The 16,566-nt window shown below is 72.0% G+C and carries 16 protein-coding genes; 10 read left to right on the top strand and 6 right to left on the bottom strand.

What is annotated here, in order from left to right; all coding sequences use genetic code 11:
• Positions 1-44: 44 nt before the first annotated feature.
• Positions 45-1,661 carry a GMC oxidoreductase gene (locus HUT19_RS36755; protein ID WP_176184955.1) on the bottom strand — a complete coding sequence of 539 codons (1,617 nt, stop codon included), beginning with the start codon at positions 1,659-1,661 and terminating at the stop codon, positions 45-47.
• 206 nt (positions 1,662-1,867) lie between these two features.
• Here HUT19_RS36755 and dgoD point away from each other — a divergent pair, with 206 nt between their 5' ends.
• Positions 1,868-3,013, top strand: coding sequence for a galactonate dehydratase (dgoD, locus tag HUT19_RS36750; RefSeq protein WP_176184953.1), 1,146 nt, complete (start codon positions 1,868-1,870; stop codon positions 3,011-3,013).
• Between the two features lie 250 nt (positions 3,014-3,263).
• Here the strand turns inward: dgoD and HUT19_RS36745 are convergent, their stop codons facing one another.
• From HUT19_RS36745 to HUT19_RS36735, 3 genes are all read right to left on the bottom strand, one after another.
• Positions 3,264-3,923 carry an NADPH-dependent FMN reductase gene (locus tag HUT19_RS36745; RefSeq protein WP_176184951.1) on the bottom strand — a complete coding sequence of 220 codons (660 nt, stop codon included), beginning with the start codon at positions 3,921-3,923 and terminating at the stop codon, positions 3,264-3,266.
• Between the two features lie 123 nt (positions 3,924-4,046).
• Positions 4,047-4,379: a putative quinol monooxygenase gene (locus HUT19_RS36740; RefSeq protein WP_176184949.1), complete on the bottom strand. Its 333-nt coding sequence runs from the start codon at positions 4,377-4,379 to the stop codon at positions 4,047-4,049.
• 296 nt (positions 4,380-4,675) lie between these two features.
• Positions 4,676-5,434, bottom strand: a complete 759-nt coding sequence (locus HUT19_RS36735; RefSeq protein ID WP_176184947.1) for an IclR family transcriptional regulator — start codon at positions 5,432-5,434, stop codon at positions 4,676-4,678.
• A gap of 281 nt (positions 5,435-5,715) precedes the next feature.
• Here HUT19_RS36735 and HUT19_RS36730 point away from each other — a divergent pair, with 281 nt between their 5' ends.
• Positions 5,716-9,093, top strand: a complete 3,378-nt coding sequence (locus HUT19_RS36730; RefSeq protein ID WP_176184945.1) for a pyruvate carboxylase — start codon at positions 5,716-5,718, stop codon at positions 9,091-9,093.
• Positions 9,094-9,177: 84 nt separating this feature from the next.
• Entirely contained in the window at positions 9,178-9,651 is a 474-nt protein-coding gene (locus HUT19_RS36725; RefSeq protein ID WP_176184943.1) for a hypothetical protein, read from the top strand.
• Positions 9,652-9,857: 206 nt separating this feature from the next.
• Here HUT19_RS36725 and HUT19_RS36720 read toward each other — a convergent pair whose 3' ends face one another.
• Both HUT19_RS36720 and HUT19_RS36715 read right to left on the bottom strand, forming a co-directional pair.
• On the bottom strand, positions 9,858-11,342 hold the full coding sequence (locus HUT19_RS36720; protein ID WP_176184941.1) for an MFS transporter: 1,485 nt from the start codon (positions 11,340-11,342) through the stop codon (positions 9,858-9,860).
• Positions 11,339-11,923, bottom strand: coding sequence for a TetR/AcrR family transcriptional regulator (locus HUT19_RS36715; protein WP_176184939.1), 585 nt, complete (start codon positions 11,921-11,923; stop codon positions 11,339-11,341). The genes HUT19_RS36720 and HUT19_RS36715 overlap by 4 nt, the downstream gene beginning before the upstream one ends.
• A gap of 253 nt (positions 11,924-12,176) precedes the next feature.
• On the opposite strand from HUT19_RS36715, the gene HUT19_RS43640 reads away from it, so the two are divergent.
• From HUT19_RS43640 to HUT19_RS36685, 7 genes are all read left to right on the top strand, one after another.
• Positions 12,177-12,572, top strand: a complete 396-nt coding sequence (locus HUT19_RS43640; RefSeq protein WP_254886281.1) for an epoxide hydrolase N-terminal domain-containing protein — start codon at positions 12,177-12,179, stop codon at positions 12,570-12,572.
• Entirely contained in the window at positions 12,572-13,225 is a 654-nt protein-coding gene (locus HUT19_RS43635) for an alpha/beta fold hydrolase (RefSeq protein WP_254885981.1), read from the top strand. Before HUT19_RS43640 ends, HUT19_RS43635 begins: the two co-directional genes overlap by 1 nt.
• Positions 13,226-13,333: 108 nt before the next feature.
• On the top strand, positions 13,334-13,762 hold the full coding sequence (locus HUT19_RS36705; RefSeq protein ID WP_176184937.1) for a DUF3662 domain-containing protein: 429 nt from the start codon (positions 13,334-13,336) through the stop codon (positions 13,760-13,762).
• Positions 13,763-13,814: 52 nt separating this feature from the next.
• On the top strand, positions 13,815-14,252 hold the full coding sequence (locus tag HUT19_RS36700) for a hypothetical protein (protein ID WP_176184935.1): 438 nt from the start codon (positions 13,815-13,817) through the stop codon (positions 14,250-14,252).
• Between the two features lie 238 nt (positions 14,253-14,490).
• Positions 14,491-14,763 carry a hypothetical protein gene (locus HUT19_RS36695; RefSeq protein WP_176184933.1) on the top strand — a complete coding sequence of 91 codons (273 nt, stop codon included), beginning with the start codon at positions 14,491-14,493 and terminating at the stop codon, positions 14,761-14,763.
• A 533-nt stretch (positions 14,764-15,296) separates the two neighbouring features.
• Positions 15,297-15,710 (top strand): hypothetical protein, encoded by a 414-nt coding sequence (locus HUT19_RS36690; RefSeq protein ID WP_176184931.1) that lies wholly within the window; start codon positions 15,297-15,299, stop codon positions 15,708-15,710.
• A 17-nt stretch (positions 15,711-15,727) separates the two neighbouring features.
• Positions 15,728-16,549: a transcriptional regulator gene (locus HUT19_RS36685; RefSeq protein ID WP_176184929.1), complete on the top strand. Its 822-nt coding sequence runs from the start codon at positions 15,728-15,730 to the stop codon at positions 16,547-16,549.
• The last annotated feature ends 17 nt before the right edge of the window (positions 16,550-16,566 follow it).

Raw genomic sequence — 16,566 nt, 5'->3', positions numbered from 1 at the left:
AACATACCCGCCGATCAGGGGTCGTTCGGACCAGGTGGGGGTGGCTACCGGCCCACGTCGTCCTCGGCCAGCACACGGGCCATGGTGCGCTCGGCCAGGGCGGTGATGGTGACGAAGGGGTTGACCCCGATGGACCCCGGGATGAGCGAGCCGTCGGTGACGTACAGCCGCTCGTACCCGGCCGCGCGGCCGTAGGTGTCCGTGGCCCGTCCCAGCACACAGCCGCCCAGCGGGTGGTAGCAGAAGTCGTCCGCGAAGGCCCGGGTGTCGCCGAAGAGGTCGTACCGGTAGATCGTGACGTTGGCGAGGTTGATCCGGTCGAAGAGGGCCTTGGCGGCGGCCACCGAGGGGGCGCTCTGGCCGCGGCTCCAGTTCAGGACGGCGGTGTCCCGCGCCGCGTCGTAGGTGAAGGTGCCGCGTTCGGGGTTCTTGGTGATGGCGAGGTAGAGGCTGACCCAGGTCTCCAGTCCGGCCGGCAGCGGCGCGATCTCGGCGAACACCGGATTCCTGCTGTCGGACCAGGCGTCGATCGCCATCACCGGGATGGTGGACTGATGTGCCCCGGTCGGGTTCCAGAGGTGATTGGCCCGGCCGAGCATCACATTGCCGTTGCCGCCCCAGCCCCGGCCCACCTCCGCGTTCAGCCGGGGCAGTGCGCCGGTCTCGCGGGCACGCAGCAGCAGTTCGGTGGTGCCGAGGCTGCCCGCGCCGAGGAAGAGCGAGCGGCAGGAGATCTCGTCGGTGGCGGTGACCGCGCCGGTGTCATCGATGCGGTCCACGGTGAGGACGTAGGAGCCGTCGGTGTCCTGCCGTACGGCCCTGGCGCGGCTGAGGGTGTGGAGGGTGACGTTGCCGGTGCCGAGCGCGGCCGCGAGATAGGTCTTGTCGAGGCTGCGTTTGCCGAAGTTGTTGCCGTAGATGACTTCCTGGCCCAGGGCGGACTTGGTGGCGGTCCCGGCGGCCTCGCGGCGCATGTAGTCGAAGTCGTACACATTGGGCACGAACACGGTCTTCAGTCCGGCGCGCTGTGCCTGGGAGCGCGCGACCCGGGCGTAGGCGTACCACTCGGTGGACTCGAACCAGGCGGACGGGACGGTGCCCGTGCCGAGCATCCGGTTGGCCAGCGGGAAGTAGGTGCCGTACATCGCGTCGGCGTCGATCCGCGGCAGCACCTCCTCGAAGCAGGCGCGTGGCGGAGTGACGGCGATACCGCCGTTGACCAGCGATCCGCCGCCGACCCCACGGCCGACGTAGACGGACATCCCGGGGAAGGAGACCCGGTCCAGCACCCCGGGGTAGGGGGTGATGTCCCGGTTGATGACATCCAGCCACAGGAAGGTGGACAGCGGCGCCTCGGTGCGGTTCTTGAACCACATGGAGCGCCGGTCGGGTGAGGTCATCGTGCAGTACACCCTGCCGTCGGCACCGGGGGCGTCCCACAGCCGTCCCATCTCGACGACCAGGGTGCGGATGCCGGCCTCGCCGAGCCGCAGCGCGGCGACCGCGGCCCCGTAGCCGGAACCGACGACAACGGCGGGGACGTGGTCGGCGCTCGTGGCGGCTGCCGCCGGGGTGAGGCCGATACGGGTGAGCCCGAGGGCCGCGGCGCTCCGCAGCGCGGCCAGCCCAAGAATGTGACGACGCGTCAGGTTCGCTGCCATGGCGGCATGATGAGCGCAGGAACCCGAATGGGCCATGACTGGGCGCATGGTCGTTTCCGCCGCCCGCCGTGACAGCCTTCCTGGCTCACGGAATAATTGGTAATTAATGACAACTGATGGGAGAGCCGAGGTCAGGGGCCGCATCCGGCAGCGGAAGACCACCCATCGTCGGCACACACGCCCATCGCCGGAAGGGGACGGAGCCCGTGAAGATCACCCGTATAGAGACCTTTCTGGCCCCGCCGCGCTGGATGTTCGTCCGGGTGGAGACCGACGCGGGCGTCACCGGCTGGGGCGAGCCGGTGGTGGAGGGGCGCGCCGAACCGGTCCGGGCCGCCGTCGAGGTGCTGGCCGAGTATCTGACCGGCCGGGACCCGATGCGGATCGAGGACCACTGGCAGGTGATGACCAAGGGTGGCTTCTACCGGGGCGGGCCAATCCTCTCCAGCGCCGTCGCCGGACTCGACCAGGCCCTGTGGGACATCAAGGGCAAGCACTACGGCGTCCCCGTGTACCAGTTGCTCGGCGGCCCGGTACGGGACCGGGTCCGGGCCTACGCCTGGGTCGGCGGCGACGAGCCCAGCGAGATCCGGGACGCGGTCGTGGCGCAGACCGAGGCGGGGTTCACCGCCGTGAAGATGAACGGCTGCGGGCGGATGGCCCCGGTGGCCACCCGCGCCGAGATCCACGCCGTGGTCCGGCGGGCCGAGACCGCCCGTGACGCGCTGGGCGACGACCGCGACTTCGGCCTCGACTTCCACGGCAGGGTCTCCCCCGCCAACGCCCGGCGGCTGCTTCCGCCGCTCGCCGACAGTGCACCGCTGTTCGTGGAGGAGCCGGTGCTCCCCGAGCACATGGACGCCCTGCCGGGCCTGGTGAGCGCCTCCCCCGTTCCCCTCGCCCTCGGTGAACGCCTCTATGAGCGCGGTGCGTTCATGGCGCCGCTGCGCGCCGGGGTGGCCGTGCTCCAGCCGGACGTCTCCCACGCGGGCGGTGTCTCCGAGCTGCGCCGGATCGCCGCGCTCGCCGAGGTGTACGGCGCACAGCTGGCCCCGCACTGCCCGCTGGGCCCGGTGGCGCTGGCCGCGTGCCTCCAGATCGCCTTCACCACCCCCAACTTCCTGATCCAGGAGCAGAGCATCGGCATCCACTACCACCACGGCGCCGAACTGCTCGACTACGTGGCCGATCCGGAGCCCTTCCGCTTCACCGCCGGACATCTGTCGCGCACCGATCTCCCCGGTCTCGGTGTCGAGGTGGACGAGGTCGCGGTGCGCGCGGCGGACCGCCGTGGCCACGCCTGGCGCAACCCCGTCTGGCGCCACGCGGACGGTGCGTTCGCCGAGTGGTGAGAACGGTGACCGGGAGGCCGTTGGGCCCTGTCCGGTGGATCTGCGAGGGTCGGCCCGCGGCGTCTGGTGCGGGGGGGGCGCCTCCCAGCGGTAGCCGGGGGAGCATCGCAGGGCGGAGGACCGCCCTCGTCCTGGGCGTACCCGGGCGACTTCCGACCACGCGGCCGGGGGCACCTCCCAGCGGTAGCCGGGGGCGCGGTGCCAGACGTCGCGGGCCCGATAAGATCCACCGGACAAGGGCTAGTCCGGCCTAGTCCTCGGCCCGCTGGGTGACGGGCGCCCCGGTGCGGTCGCCCAGGAACTCGTACCACCGGCGCTGGAGGCAGCCGTAGCGGATGTCCGCCTCGACCAGGCCGAGGAAGCCACGGACGGTCTCGGAGAGCCGCGTCTGCAACCCCGGATCGACGAGGTCCCCGTTCTCGGTGAACCCCTCGTGTGACTTGGCGAGGCTGAACATGTCCGGGTAGACACGGGTGCCCAGGTGTTCCAGCGGCACCCGCAGCACCCACAGCCCGCGGTTGCCGCCCGCCATCGACGGGGAGGCGGACACCAGCAGCGCGTGCTTGGTCTTGAACGGCTGCGGCCGCACCCGGGACACCCAGTCGATGGCGTTCTTCAGCACCCCGGGCACCGACGCGTTGTACTCGGGGGACGCGATCACGAAGGCGTCGCTGTTCTTCAGCCGGTCGCGCAGGGCGAGCGCACCCGGTGGCAGCCCGTGGGCCTCCTCCACGTCCCCGTTGTACAGCGGCATGTCGAACTCGTGCAGCGGGGCGAGATCGGCGGTGGCACCGGTGTCGTCGATCAGTCGGGCCACCAGGGAGGCGAGCCGGAGATTGGTCGACCCCGCCCGCAGCGCGGCGCCGAGGACCAGGACACGCAGCGGGCCGGCGTGGGATTCCGTGGGCATGGCGGTGTCCTCCCGGCGTCCGGGCCTTCCGTGCGGCACCCGACCGGGGCCGGGCACCCCTGCGGACCAGTGTGGTGCGCCCCCGGCCGCCCCGCCATCGGACGGCCGGGCGCGGCGGACGGCTCAGGCCGGGTGGCGCGGGGTCAGCTCCGCCATGGTGTTCCAGCCCTGGCCCGGCACCTCCACGTTGATGATCTCCGGGGTGGTGGCGATGGCGTCGGCCATCGTCTCCATGGCGGCCGTGAAGTGCGCGCTTTCGACGTGCGCCGCCCCCGCGTCGGCGTCGGCGAACGCCTCGAGCAGGACGAACTGATGCGGGTCGGCCACACTGCGGGACCACTCGAAGAAGAGGTTGCCCGGCTCCTCGCGGGTGGCCCGGGTGAAGCCGTCGACGAGGTCGAGCCAGTCGGCACTGCGCTCGGGGCGGACGGTGAACTTGACGGCGATGAAGATCATGGAGGCTGCTTTCGCGACGTGGGCGGACCGGACACGGGATGCGGCAGCCGCGCGGGCGCGGCGTGTCCTGCCACTGTGCCGCCGGTGAGTGCCGTCCGCACCTCACGGGCCCGCCGATTCCGCCACGGTCGGAAATCCGGCCCGCCACGCGTGGGGCGGCGCCCCGTCCGCTGAGCGCTCCGCGGGAAGTGCCGCGAGGTACGGTCGTTCGTCCGCGGCTGGGCCGTGGCCGGTCGCGCGGTTCCCCGCGCCCCTTCGGGGCGCAACCGAACCGCACCGGACTTCAGCGAGGCCGCTCAGCCACCGGGCCCCAGCCGGGCCGCCTCCCGGGTCAGCACCGCCCGTACCTCGCCGTGCCGCCGCGGGAAGTCCTCGGCGGGCAGGGACACCGACAGGGCGTGCGCCACCCGCCCCGGACCGGCGTCCGGCGGTGCGAGGGGCACCGCGAGACAGGCGTACGCCGGGTCGGCCTCGCCGATCGAGACGGCCACGCCGTCCCCCCGCACCCGGGCCAGCTCGGCGTCGAACCGGTCGGCGCTGGTGATGGTCCGCTCGGTCAGCCGGGCCATGCCATGGGTGTCCAGATAGCGGTGGCGGGCCGCCCGGGGCAGCTGGGCCAGCAGCATCTTGCCGTGTGCGGTGGCATGCGCCCGTACCTCGGGGCCGGGGGTGAAGGGGTCGTCGAGGTCGGTGGCCGGGTTGGTGGAGTCGATCATCGTGATCCGCCCGTCCCGGTAGGCGGTGAGATACGCCGGGAGCCCCGCGGTCTCCCGTACCCGCCGCATCAGCTCGGCCGTGCCGGGGTGCACCCGCAGATGCCGCCGGAAGGAGCGGTGCAGCGCGACGGCCCGGGGGCCGGTGACATAGCCGTCACCGGTGCGCATCAGATGGCCACGGACGGTCAGCGGACCCAGGAGGTGGTACACGGTGGACAGGGAGCAGCCGAGCCGCCGTGCGAGCGCCTTCGCGCTGACCGGGCGGGCGGCCTCCGCCACCGCGTCCAGGATGTCCAGCGCGCGGTCGACGGACTGCGGGCCTGAGGCGGGGGCGGGCATACGGCGCGGTCCTCTCGTGCGGGGCGACGGCGTACCACCGTATGCGCCCCCGGGGCGCATGACGGCCACCATCTCGCCCCGGGGCACGTGACGGCCACCACGCAGGCGTCTCACATAGCGGCGGGATGAATCCGGTCGGCTGGGTAGGAGGACGGCATACGTCACGAGAAGTGGATCACATGGGGGCGGCCTGTGCGCAACTCGGCAGTAGTGTCGCCCGCGAGCTCATGCCCGTACGGGGCAGGCTTGTGGTCGTACCGGGCAGGTAGAAGGGATCGGGCATGTTCCGCAAGGTGCTGGTCGCCAACCGTGGAGAAATCGCCATTCGCGCCTTCCGCGCCGGCTATGAGCTGGGGGCGAGGACGGTCGCGGTCTTCCCCCACGAGGATCGCAATTCGTTGCACCGGCTGAAGGCGGACGAGGCGTACGAGATCGGTGAGCCGGGACATCCGGTGCGCGCCTATCTGTCCGTCGAGGAGATCGTCGCCGCCGCCCGTGAGGCCGGGGCGGACGCGGTCTATCCCGGATACGGCTTTCTGTCCGAGAACCCCGATCTCGCGCGAGCGTGCGAGGAGGCGGGGATCACCTTCGTCGGCCCCAGCGCGGAGATCCTCGAGCTGACCGGGAACAAGGCGCGCGCGGTGGCCGCGGCCCGCGCGGCCGGGGTCCCGGTGCTCGGTTCATCCGAGCCCTCCACCGATGTGGACGAGCTGGTACGGGCCGCGGAGGAGCTCGGCTTCCCGGTGTTCGTCAAGGCGGTGGCGGGTGGCGGCGGGCGCGGGATGCGCCGGGTCGAGGACGCCTCGACGCTGCGCGAGTCCATCGAGGCGGCGTCCCGTGAGGCCGATGCCGCCTTCGGTGACGCGACGGTGTTCCTGGAGAAGGCCGTCGTCGAACCGCGCCACATCGAGGTGCAGATCCTCGCCGACGGCGAGGGCAATGTCATCCATCTCTTCGAGCGCGACTGTTCGGTGCAGCGCCGCCACCAGAAGGTGATCGAGCTCGCGCCGGCGCCCAATCTCGACCCCGGGCTGCGCGAGCGGATCTGCGCCGACGCGGTGAAGTTCGCCCGGCAGATCGGCTACCGCAACGCGGGCACCGTGGAATTCCTGCTCGACCGCGACGGACAGCATGTGTTCATCGAGATGAACCCGCGCATCCAGGTCGAGCACACGGTGACCGAGGAGATCACCGACGTCGATCTGGTGCAGTCGCAGCTGCGGATCGCGTCCGGGCAGACCCTGGCCGACCTCGGGCTGGCCCAGGAGTCGGTGTACACCCGCGGTGCCGCGCTCCAGTGCCGGATCACCACCGAGGACCCGGCCAACGGCTTCCGCCCGGACACCGGCATGATCAGCGCCTACCGTTCACCGGGCGGTTCGGGTATCCGCCTCGACGGCGGCACCGCCCACGCCGGTACCGAGATCAGCGCCCACTTCGACTCGATGCTGGTCAAGCTCTCCTGCCGGGGCCGGGACCTCGCCACCGCGATCGGCCGCGCCCGGCGCGCCGTGGCCGAGTTCCGGATCCGCGGTGTGTCCACCAACATCCCGTTCCTCCAGGCGGTGCTGGAGGACCCGGACTTCCAGGCCGGGCGGGTAACCACCTCGTTCATCGAGCAGCGGCCGCATCTGCTGACCGCGCGGCACTCCGCCGACCGCGGCACCAAGCTGCTCACCTACCTCGCCGATGTCACGGTGAACAAGCCGCACGGCGAGCGGCCCCATCTCATCGACGCCACCGAGAAGCTGCCGCGGCTGCCCGCCATCGAGCCGCCCGCCGGGTCCAGGCAGCGGCTCACCGAGCTCGGCCCGGACGGCTTCGCGCGGTGGCTGCGCGAGTCGCCGACGATCGGGGTCACCGACACCACCTTCCGCGACGCTCACCAGTCGCTGCTGGCCACCCGGGTACGCACCAAGGACCTGCTGGCCGTGGCCCCGGTGGTGGCGCGGACCACGCCCGAGCTGCTGTCCCTGGAGTGCTGGGGCGGCGCCACCTATGACGTGGCACTGCGCTTCCTCGCCGAGGACCCCTGGGAGCGGCTGGCCGCGCTGCGCGAGGCGGTGCCGAACATCTGCCTCCAGATGCTGCTGCGCGGCCGGAACACCGTGGGCTACACGCCCTACCCCACCGAGGTGACCAACGCCTTCGTCCAGGAGGCCGCCGCCACCGGGATCGACATCTTCCGCATCTTCGACGCGCTCAACGACGTGGGGCAGATGCGACCGGCCATCGACGCGGTGCGGGAGACGGGCACCGCGGTGGCCGAGGTCGCGCTCTGCTACACCTCGGATCTGTCCGACCCCTCGGAGCAGCTCTACACGCTGGACTACTACCTCCGGCTGGCCGAGCAGATCGTGGACGCGGGCGCCCATGTGCTGGCCATCAAGGACATGGCGGGGCTGCTGCGCGCCCCGGCCGCGGTGAAGCTGGTGTCCGCGCTGCGCCGGGAGTTCGACCTGCCGGTGCACATCCACACCCATGACACCGCGGGCGGCCAGCTGGCCACCTATCTGGCGGCGATCCAGGCCGGTGCGGACGCGGTGGACGGGGCGGTGGCGTCGATGGCGGGCACCACCTCGCAGCCGTCCCTGTCGGCCATCGTGGCCGCCACCGACCACTCCGAGCGGCCCACCGGGCTCAGCCTGGAGGCGGTCGGCGCGCTGGAGCCGTACTGGGAGGCCGTTCGCAAGATCTACGCACCGTTCGAGGCGGGGCTCGCCTCGCCGACCGGGCGGGTGTACCACCACGAGATCCCCGGCGGGCAGCTGTCCAATCTGCGCACCCAGGCCATCGCGCTCGGCCTCGGGGACCGCTTCGAGGAGATCGAGGCGATGTACAGCGCAGCGGACCGGATCCTCGGCCATCTGGTGAAGGTCACCCCGTCCTCGAAGGTGGTCGGCGACCTGGCGCTGCACCTGGTGGGGGCCGGGGTGTCGCCGGAGGACTTCGAGGCCGAGCCGAACCGCTTCGACATCCCGGACTCGGTCATCGGATTCCTCCGCGGTGAACTGGGCAATCCGCCCGGTGGCTGGCCGGAGCCGTTCCGCAGCCGGGCGCTGGAAGGCCGCGGCGCCTCGAAGCCGACCGACGGGGAGCTGTCCGCTGAGGACCGTGAGCGGCTGGAGAAGGAGCCGCGGGCCACGCTCAACCAGCTGCTGTTCCCCGGGCCGACGAAGGAGTTCGAGACGCACCGCGAGGCGTACGGCGACACCAGCGTGCTGGACAGCAAGGACTTCTTCTACGGGCTGCGCCCGCGGCAGGAGTACACGGTGGACCTCGACCCCGGTGTCCGGCTGCTCATCGAGCTGGAGGCGGTGGGCGACGCCGACGAGCGCGGGATGCGCACGGTGATGTCCACGCTCAACGGCCAGCTGCGCCCGATCCAGGTGCGGGACACCTCGGCGGCGACCGATGTACCGGTGACCGAGAAGGCCGACCGGTCCAACCCCGGCCATGTTGCGGCACCGTTCGCGGGCGTGGTGACCCTGACGGTGTCCGAGGGCGACCAGGTGGAGGCCGGTGCCACGGTGGCGACGATCGAGGCGATGAAGATGGAGGCCACCATCGCCGCCCCGAAGGGCGGAACGGTGTCCCGGATCGCCATCAACACGATCCAGCAGGTGGAGGGCGGCGATCTGCTCGTAGCCCTGGACTGAGACACTGCGTCCGACTACAGCCGGACGGAAGGAAGCGGCACCACGTGGGGGACAAGGGGCAGGCTGCGCGGTATCGGTGACGCGGTGACATCCGCCGCGGGCGCGGTGACATCAGCGGCCACGGACGGATTCGACGCCGAGATCGACCGCGTCCGTGATCTGCTGCCTCCGCTCCCCGGCCGCACACGGGCGGTGACCAAGGTGGTCGAGGGCCTGGGCACAGTGGCCCTCGCCGCCCTGGAGCAGTCCGGTGAACAGCGGCTGGACACCCGGGAGGTGGCCCGCGAGATCGTCTACCGGGGGCTGCTCGGCCGGGAGAAGTCGCTGCGGGCCCAGCTGTTCACCACCGCGCCGCTGGCCCAGCAGCCCGAGGTGGTGCACAGTCTGGTCGTCACGGCCGAGTCCATGGGGGGTACCGGTCCTCCCGGCGGAGCCGGCGCCGCTGGAGGTCGGGGCGGCCGAGCGGGTGCTCGCGCTGCGGCGCCGTACGGACGCGGTGGCGGCACAGCTGGGGGCGGCCGCGGAGGACGGGGCCGGGAACGGGGCCGGGGCCGCTGACCCGGCCCCGGACGGTGCCCCCGCGCGGCCACGCGCCGATCCACGGCTGACCGCCGGGGCGTAGCACTCGCCCGGCGCCGCGGTCCGCGCGGCGCCTCTTCGCCGGTGCCGCCCGGGCCGGTGTCTCCCCGAGTGGGGGGCGACAACGGCCCGAGTACGGGGGCGCCGCTGACTGCCGTGCCCCGTGGCCCGTACCGCGCGCGGCGTCAGCCCCGTGACGCCGAGTCCGGGGCGGAGGCCGCCGCCTCGGACAGTGCCGTCTGCCCGCGCGTGAGCGGGGTACGGCCGGGCAGACGGGCGGCCAGGATCGCGCCGACGGCGGCCAAGGCGGCAAGGGCGGCGAACGTCGGCCGCATGGCGGTGAGGAAGGCATCCGCGGGCAGCCGTGGCCCCTCCCCCGCGCCCCGGCCACCGGCTGCGGTACCCGGCGCGGTGAGTGTCATCAGCGTGGTCGTGACGGCGATGCCCAGCACCGGGCCGATGTTCATCGCGGTCTGCTGGAGTCCCCCGGCCACCCCGGCGGAGTCCACCGACGCCTGGTGCACGATCACATGGGTCGCGGTGACCATCACCGTGCCGAACCCGGCCCCCAGGAGCAGAAAGCAGCCGCCGATCGCGACCGGGGTCGAGGACCGTTCGAGGCCGGACATCAGCAGGGCGGCGAGGACCATGAGCGCCATCCCGGCCACCACCGTCCGCCGGGCCCCCTGCCATCGCATCAGCATGGCGGAGGCGGGCGCGCTCAGCACCATCATCACGGCCCCGGGCAGCGCCCTCAGGGCACTGTCGAGCGGATCCAGCGCGAGGACGTCCTGAAGGAAGTACGTCCCGAGGAACAGCGCCCCGGACATCGCGGCCGACGCGGCCACCAGGACACCCAGCGCCGAGGTGACGGGCACCGAGCGCAGCACGCTGGGCGGCACCAGCGGGCTCGCCATACGCCGCTCGTGCTGGACGAAGGCCCCGCCGGCCGCCGCGACGGCGACGAGCCCCAGGGCGTTGGCCACCGTCCAGCCGGTCTCCGGTATCGCGACCAGCGTGTGCACCAGACATATCAGAGCCACCGCGAGAAGACAGGCGCCGGGCAGGTCGAGCCGGTGGTCGGCCGCGTCCTCCCGGGGCTGCCGGGGCTCCGGGATCCGGTCGGTGAGTGCGAGGACGCCCACGGCGAGGGCGGGCACGACGTTGAGGAAGAACACCGCCCGCCAGCCCAGGTGGGCGACAAGCGCGCCACCCACGAGCGGCCCGGCCGCGGCGGCCACGCCGATGGCTCCGGTGCGCAGCGCGATGGGCATGCCGAGCTTGTCGCGCGGATAGGCGGCCCGCAACATCCCGAGGGTGGCCGGTTGCAGCAGCGCGCCGAAGACGCCCTGGGCGACGCGCAGCCCTATCACCCAGCCGACTCCGTCCGCCAAGCCGATCCCGGCCGACGTGGCCGCGAAGCCCAGCACCCCCGAGGCGAAGATCCGCCGATGGCCGTACCGGTCGCCGAGACGGCCCGCGAACACGAGCAGACTGGCCACCGCGATCAGGTATCCGGTGCTGGTCCACTGGACCTGGGCGTAGGTGGCGTCGAGCTCCCGGCCCAGGGCGGGCTGGGCGATCGTCAGCACGGTACCGTCCATGGCGACGATCACCGCCCCGGTGATACTGCTGACGAGGGTGAGGCGCCGCCGGCGCACGGTGCTCATCGGGCCTCCGGTCCGAGGTGGGCGTCCACCGCGGCGCGCAGCAGCGGTTCGATGTCCTCGCTGCCGGTGGCGAGTTGGAGGCTGCCCCACCCCCACAGCTGGGCGATGCCGTGCAGATTCGCCCACAACGCCCCTGCCACCAGAGCCGGTTCGGCACCGGAGGACGGCCGGGCGCGGGCCACGAGGTCCACCAGCACACCGAACAGCGGCAGACTGGTGTCCCGCAGCCTGAGCCGGTCGCTCTCCAGCAGATCGTGGCGGAACATCAGCTCGTACATGCCGCGCTCGGTGCGCGCGAAGCCGAGGTAGACCCGGGCCACCGCCTCGATCTGGGCACGCGGCGCGGTCCCGGTGTGCGCGATCGCCGTGGCGGCACGGTTGGCCAGATCGATGAAGCCCCGGCGCGCGATGGCGGAGAGCAGATCCAGATGGGTCGGGAAGTAGCGGCGTGGCGCCCCGTGCGAAACCCCGGCCCGGCGCGCGATCTCGCGCAGGGACAGAGCCTGCACCCCCTCTCTGGTCACCAAGTCGACGCCCACGTCCACCAGCCGGGCCTGAAGCCCCATGTCCCGCTCGTTCATAGACACTGTCTACCAGAGCTGAGTAGACAGTGTCTACTCGTCGTGATGGGATGACGGTCCCCCGAGCTCCGATAGACGACATCTTCTGACCTATAGGGCCTCTACCGTTCTGCACATCGCACGACGGATGCCCAGGAACTCCCAGCAGAGGACGCCGAGATGAGCACCGAGATCCGCCCCTTCCGCGTCGACATCCCCAGGCCGACCTGGACGATCTCAACGACCGACTGCCCGTGCCCGCCGGCCCCGGCAGCTGCCCGGTGAGGGCTGGAGCCGTGGCGTTCCCACGACGTACCTCAAGGAGCTGGCCGACTACTGGCGCACCGGCTTCGACTGGCGTCGCGCCGAGGCGCGGATGAATGAGTTCCCGCAGTTCATGACCGATATCGACGGTCTGGACATCCACTTCCTGCATATCCGCTCCCCCGAGCCGGACGCCCTGCCGCTCCTCCTGACGCACGGCTGGCCCAACTCCTTCGTGGAGTTCCTCGATCTCATCGGCCACCTCACCGACCCGCGCGCCCACGGCGACGACCCCGCCCAGGCGTTCCACGTGGTCGTCCCCTCGGTGCCCGGGTTCGGCTTCTCCGCCCCGCCGCCCACCACCGGCTGGCACGTCGCCCGGGTGGGCAGCCTGAGGCGGAGCTGATGCGCCGCCTCGGCTACGACCGCTACGGCGTCCAGGGCGGCGACCTCGGGGCGTACATCGCCCCCGAGGTGGCCAAGGCCGCTCCGGACCAGGTGGTCGGCGTCTATGTGATCGGCGGGCTCGGCTTCCCCACCGAGGCCGACCTCCCCGAGATGAACGAGGAGGAGCGAGCCGTCTTCGCCTTCATGCAGAGCCAGGACTGGATGTCCGGTGTGGACCACCACGCGCTGCTGCGCGCCGCGCCGCAGACCTTCGCCTTCGCCCGGTACGACTCCCCGGTCGGGGCGCTGGCCTGGATGACGCAGAAGTTCAAGGAGTTCACCATGGTGGACAAGCTGCCGGACGAGATACTCGACCGCGATCTGCTGCTGACCAATCTGACCCTCTACTGGCTCACCGACACCTTCGGTTCCTCCTCGTGGTACATGTACGAGTCCACCGAGTCCACCGAGTTCGCCTGGCCGGAGGGCCGGCAGGCCGCGCCGACCGGTGTCCACAACGGCCCGCCCGGAATCCGCCGGCTCGCCGAGCGCCACAACACCGTCACCCACTGGCCGGTGGGCAGCCCGGGCTGGCACCACTTCGTGGCCATGGAGCTGCCCGGCAGTGTCGCCGCCGGTCTGCGGGTCTTCTTCGGTCCGCTCCGCGGCTGACCACGGCCGGGGGCGCTGGTGATCCGACCGGCGCCCCCGCACCGGCCCGCACCGGCGAACCCGCACCGACGGGGCATGAGGTGATCCTTTCCGGGAAACCGGGACGCCATGGAGACGCTGAGCCGATGGGAACGAGCGCTCGAACGCTGGCAGGAAGGACTGCTCGCCAAGATGTCCCGGAGCGGACCCGTGGAACTCGTCGAAGCGCTGCAACGGGAGTGCGACGACCACGCCGTGGTCTGCGGACCGAAGCGGGTGGTGGTCCCCAACGCCTACGACGTCGAGCTGTCCGAGGGCGTGTACGGGGAGCTGACCCGGCGCGGCTGCTCGGTGGGACAGGTGCTCACCGACAGCCTGCTGCGCCACGCGGAGAGGAACGGATACGAATGGGCGGGCCCGCTGACCGTCCATGTGACCTGGTCCCGCGAGGTGCCGAACGGACGGTACCGGGTGGCTGGAAACCCCATGGCCCACATCCGCGCGGACGGGTTCGCCGCTCCGGTGGTCACTCCGGTACCCGCTCCGGTACCCGAGTAGGGCTCCGGGCTCCCGGGACCGGTCCCGGGAGCCCGCGCCTACGGTGACCGCCATGCGGATCACACGGAAACTGGTCATCGGCTTCCTCGCCGTCTCACTGCTCGCGCTGCCGGCCGTGCTGGCCGGATCCTGGAGGTCGAGCGGCGCGGACACCGCGCACCGCACCCGGCACACCACCGATCCCCGGGACACCGCCCGTTCGGCACGGACCGGGGACGTGGTGTGTTTCGACGGCGACCTGTCCCGGCGGCGGCCGGCCATCACCCGGGGCGGGACCGCGCGGGAGCCGATCACCTACTCCGGTGGCGGAGCCGCGGTGCACGGGATCACGGTCGAGGCCGACCACGTGGTCGCCATCGGGCTCGCCGACCACTCGACCGGTGCCCCTATCGGCCGCAACACCCTCGATCCCGGGATCGGCTACGAGGTGGGCGTCGACGCGTCGTCCCGGCCGGGCTACGAGGGCCCGGAGCCCGGCGGCGCCCCGTAGCCCGCACCGGCCGCCGGGTGCCGCCACGACAACGCCTCCAGCAGCGCGGCCGTGAGGGGGTGGCGCGGTGCGCTCAGAATGCGGCCGGATCGCCACGGTCTCACAGCAGAACGGTGAGGAGCATGACCCCGTCACCCCGATCGCGGCACCCGTGGGCTCCGCCGACAGCGCCCCGGAACCCGGCTGGTGACACTGGATCAGGACTGTGCGCACGGGGTGTTCGCCAGCCGGACAACGCGTGTGTCGACGACCGCCGCGTACCTGGCCGACGGAACAGCGCTGGCTCCTCCAGGCGTACTGGCTGCTGTCCGGCTACGGTCTGCGCGCCTCTCGGGCGCTCGGGCGGTTCGCCGGTGCCGTGCTCGCCACCGTGCTGCTGATGATGGGCTTCGGCCTGCCGGGCACCCCGGCCCGGCCGTATGCGCCCGCCTCCGGGGTGATCGGCGACCGCCGCCCGGAACTCCACCGGCCGTTCGCCGACGCCGTCCGCGGGCGCATCAAAAGAGGATGACCACACCGCGGGGACGGTCGCGGCTCTTGAGTGGGCCCAGGGTCCGTGACGTACCCACGGCGTCGACAGTCGATGTCGTACGGCGTCGGCCTCCGGACGCAGAAGCGGCGTATTCCGCATGTCTGATTCAGGTCATGTCGCCGGGGCGGCCGGAGGCTGGTCTACTCTGCTGCCCGCACATAGGACTATGGAATATGCTCCTCCAGGCCCTTGGCCGCATGGACCACTCCGCGCTATGTGTCGACCACGGGCCGAAGTGGCCGGTGAACCCGAGGAGTTCGGGGCGCGACCGCGGGTCGTGGGCGGCCGGGCGGGGCGGGGGCGCCGTACGCAGGGCATTCGCCGGGGCCCTGTGGTGGGTGGGGCCGCTGGGGCCCGTGGGGCTGAGGGGGTCGTGGACCCTACTACAACGCACCGGCCTTTTCATAGCATTACCGGATTTCACCCCCTCGTGCTGAACGGTGCGTAACCTCACGGTCACTGATGTAGCGCCATCGGTGCGCGCCACGGGTACCGCAAGGAGGGGAGACCGTATGCCCGGCATCGACGAATGTCTGCTCGAGGCCATGACCGTGAACGGCGCCCGCGGAGCCGCCGTGATCGAGTGGACGAGCGGACTCGCGCTCGGGATGGTCGGCGAGGTGCGGGACGACGACCCGGAGGCCACGGCGGCGGAGACGGCCGAGCTGGCCCGGATGGCCGCGGAGCAGCGGGCGTTCGCGGCGGTCGGGGCGGAGGACGCGGAGGAGGCCGGAGGCGCGGGCGGGGCGTCGTGTGTGGAGGACGTCATCGTCACCACGGGCACCTGCTATCACCTGCTGCGCTTCGTCGACACAGCCTTCGACAGCGGCGTGTTCTTCTACTTATGGCTCGACCGCCGGGAGGGGAATCTGGCCCTCGCCCGGATGCGACTGCGCGATCTGTCCGACCGGTTGACCCTCATATGAACCCTGACATGAACCCTATGGCGAGACACAACGGCCGACCGGGACACCGCGGATCCGGAGACGGGCCCAGCCTCACCGAGCTCGCCGGTGAACAGGCCAGCGGCGCCCTGCTGTGCGACGCGGGCACCGTCTATCTGTCGCGGGGCCGGGTCGTGCACGCCGAGAGCCCGGTGGCCCCCGGTATCGATGTGCTGCTCACCACCGGTGGACGGCTGACCGCCGACACCTGGCGGGAGGCGGTCGGCCGTACGGACGGTCCCGGCGTCGGCCGGTTCCTGGTCGACAGCGGTCGGCTGTCGGACGCGGAGCTGGAAATCTGCCACCTGGGGGCGCTGTTCGACGCGGCCTACTTCGCCCTGGGTACCGGCAGCGGCCCGCGCGGCTTCCAGCCGGGCGCCGCCCACTGGCTGGGCCCGGTCCGCCCGGTGGGTGCCGACGCCGTCGAACGGGAGACCCGGCGACGCGGCCGACTGCTGGACGATTTATGGCCTTGTCCCCAAGTCGACACCGCGCCGGTAGTGCTCCGCCGGCCGGATCCGCGGTCCCCGGCCGTGACCCGCCGTCAGCGCGCGGTGCTGGAGCTGGCCGACGGTGTGCGCACCCCCGCCGACATCGCCCGAGCCCTGGGCCGCCCCGCCTTCCACACCCTCATCGACATCCGGCGGCTGGCCGCCGCCGGACATGTCGACACCCCCCGGCCCCAGGCCACCGCGTCACCGGCCCGCTCCCCCGGGTCCGGCGCGGTGGTCTGGCCCGGCCCCGTCCCCGGCACCGTCTTCGCCGACCCCGGTATCGATCTGCTGCGTCGGCTCCGTGACGCCTTGGAGGCAACCCTGTGAACCCCCCGACCACTCCG

This window comes from Streptomyces sp. NA02950 (genome assembly GCF_013364155.1).
Taxonomy (GTDB): Bacteria; Actinomycetota; Actinomycetes; order Streptomycetales; family Streptomycetaceae; genus Streptomyces.
The sequence above is the reverse complement of the archived record's forward strand: the minus strand, read 5'-3'. Positions and strand labels throughout refer to the sequence as shown.

Coding starts and splice junctions, on each gene's coding strand:
- HUT19_RS36755 (WP_176184955.1), bottom strand. CDS start 1,661: ATGGCAGCGAACCTGACGCGTCGTCACATTCTTGGGCTGGCCGCGCTG.
- HUT19_RS36745 (WP_176184951.1), bottom strand. CDS start 3,923: ATGCCCACGGAATCCCACGCCGGCCCGCTGCGTGTCCTGGTCCTCGGC.
- HUT19_RS36740 (WP_176184949.1), bottom strand. CDS start 4,379: ATGATCTTCATCGCCGTCAAGTTCACCGTCCGCCCCGAGCGCAGTGCC.
- HUT19_RS36735 (WP_176184947.1), bottom strand. CDS start 5,434: ATGCCCGCCCCCGCCTCAGGCCCGCAGTCCGTCGACCGCGCGCTGGAC.
- HUT19_RS36730 (WP_176184945.1), top strand. CDS start 5,716: ATGTTCCGCAAGGTGCTGGTCGCCAACCGTGGAGAAATCGCCATTCGC.
- HUT19_RS36720 (WP_176184941.1), bottom strand. CDS start 11,342: ATGAGCACCGTGCGCCGGCGGCGCCTCACCCTCGTCAGCAGTATCACC.
- HUT19_RS36715 (WP_176184939.1), bottom strand. CDS start 11,923: ATGAACGAGCGGGACATGGGGCTTCAGGCCCGGCTGGTGGACGTGGGC.
- HUT19_RS43635 (WP_254885981.1), top strand. CDS start 12,572: ATGCGCCGCCTCGGCTACGACCGCTACGGCGTCCAGGGCGGCGACCTC.
- HUT19_RS36705 (WP_176184937.1), top strand. CDS start 13,334: ATGGAGACGCTGAGCCGATGGGAACGAGCGCTCGAACGCTGGCAGGAA.
- HUT19_RS36700 (WP_176184935.1), top strand. CDS start 13,815: ATGCGGATCACACGGAAACTGGTCATCGGCTTCCTCGCCGTCTCACTG.
- HUT19_RS36690 (WP_176184931.1), top strand. CDS start 15,297: ATGCCCGGCATCGACGAATGTCTGCTCGAGGCCATGACCGTGAACGGC.
- HUT19_RS36685 (WP_176184929.1), top strand. CDS start 15,728: ATGGCGAGACACAACGGCCGACCGGGACACCGCGGATCCGGAGACGGG.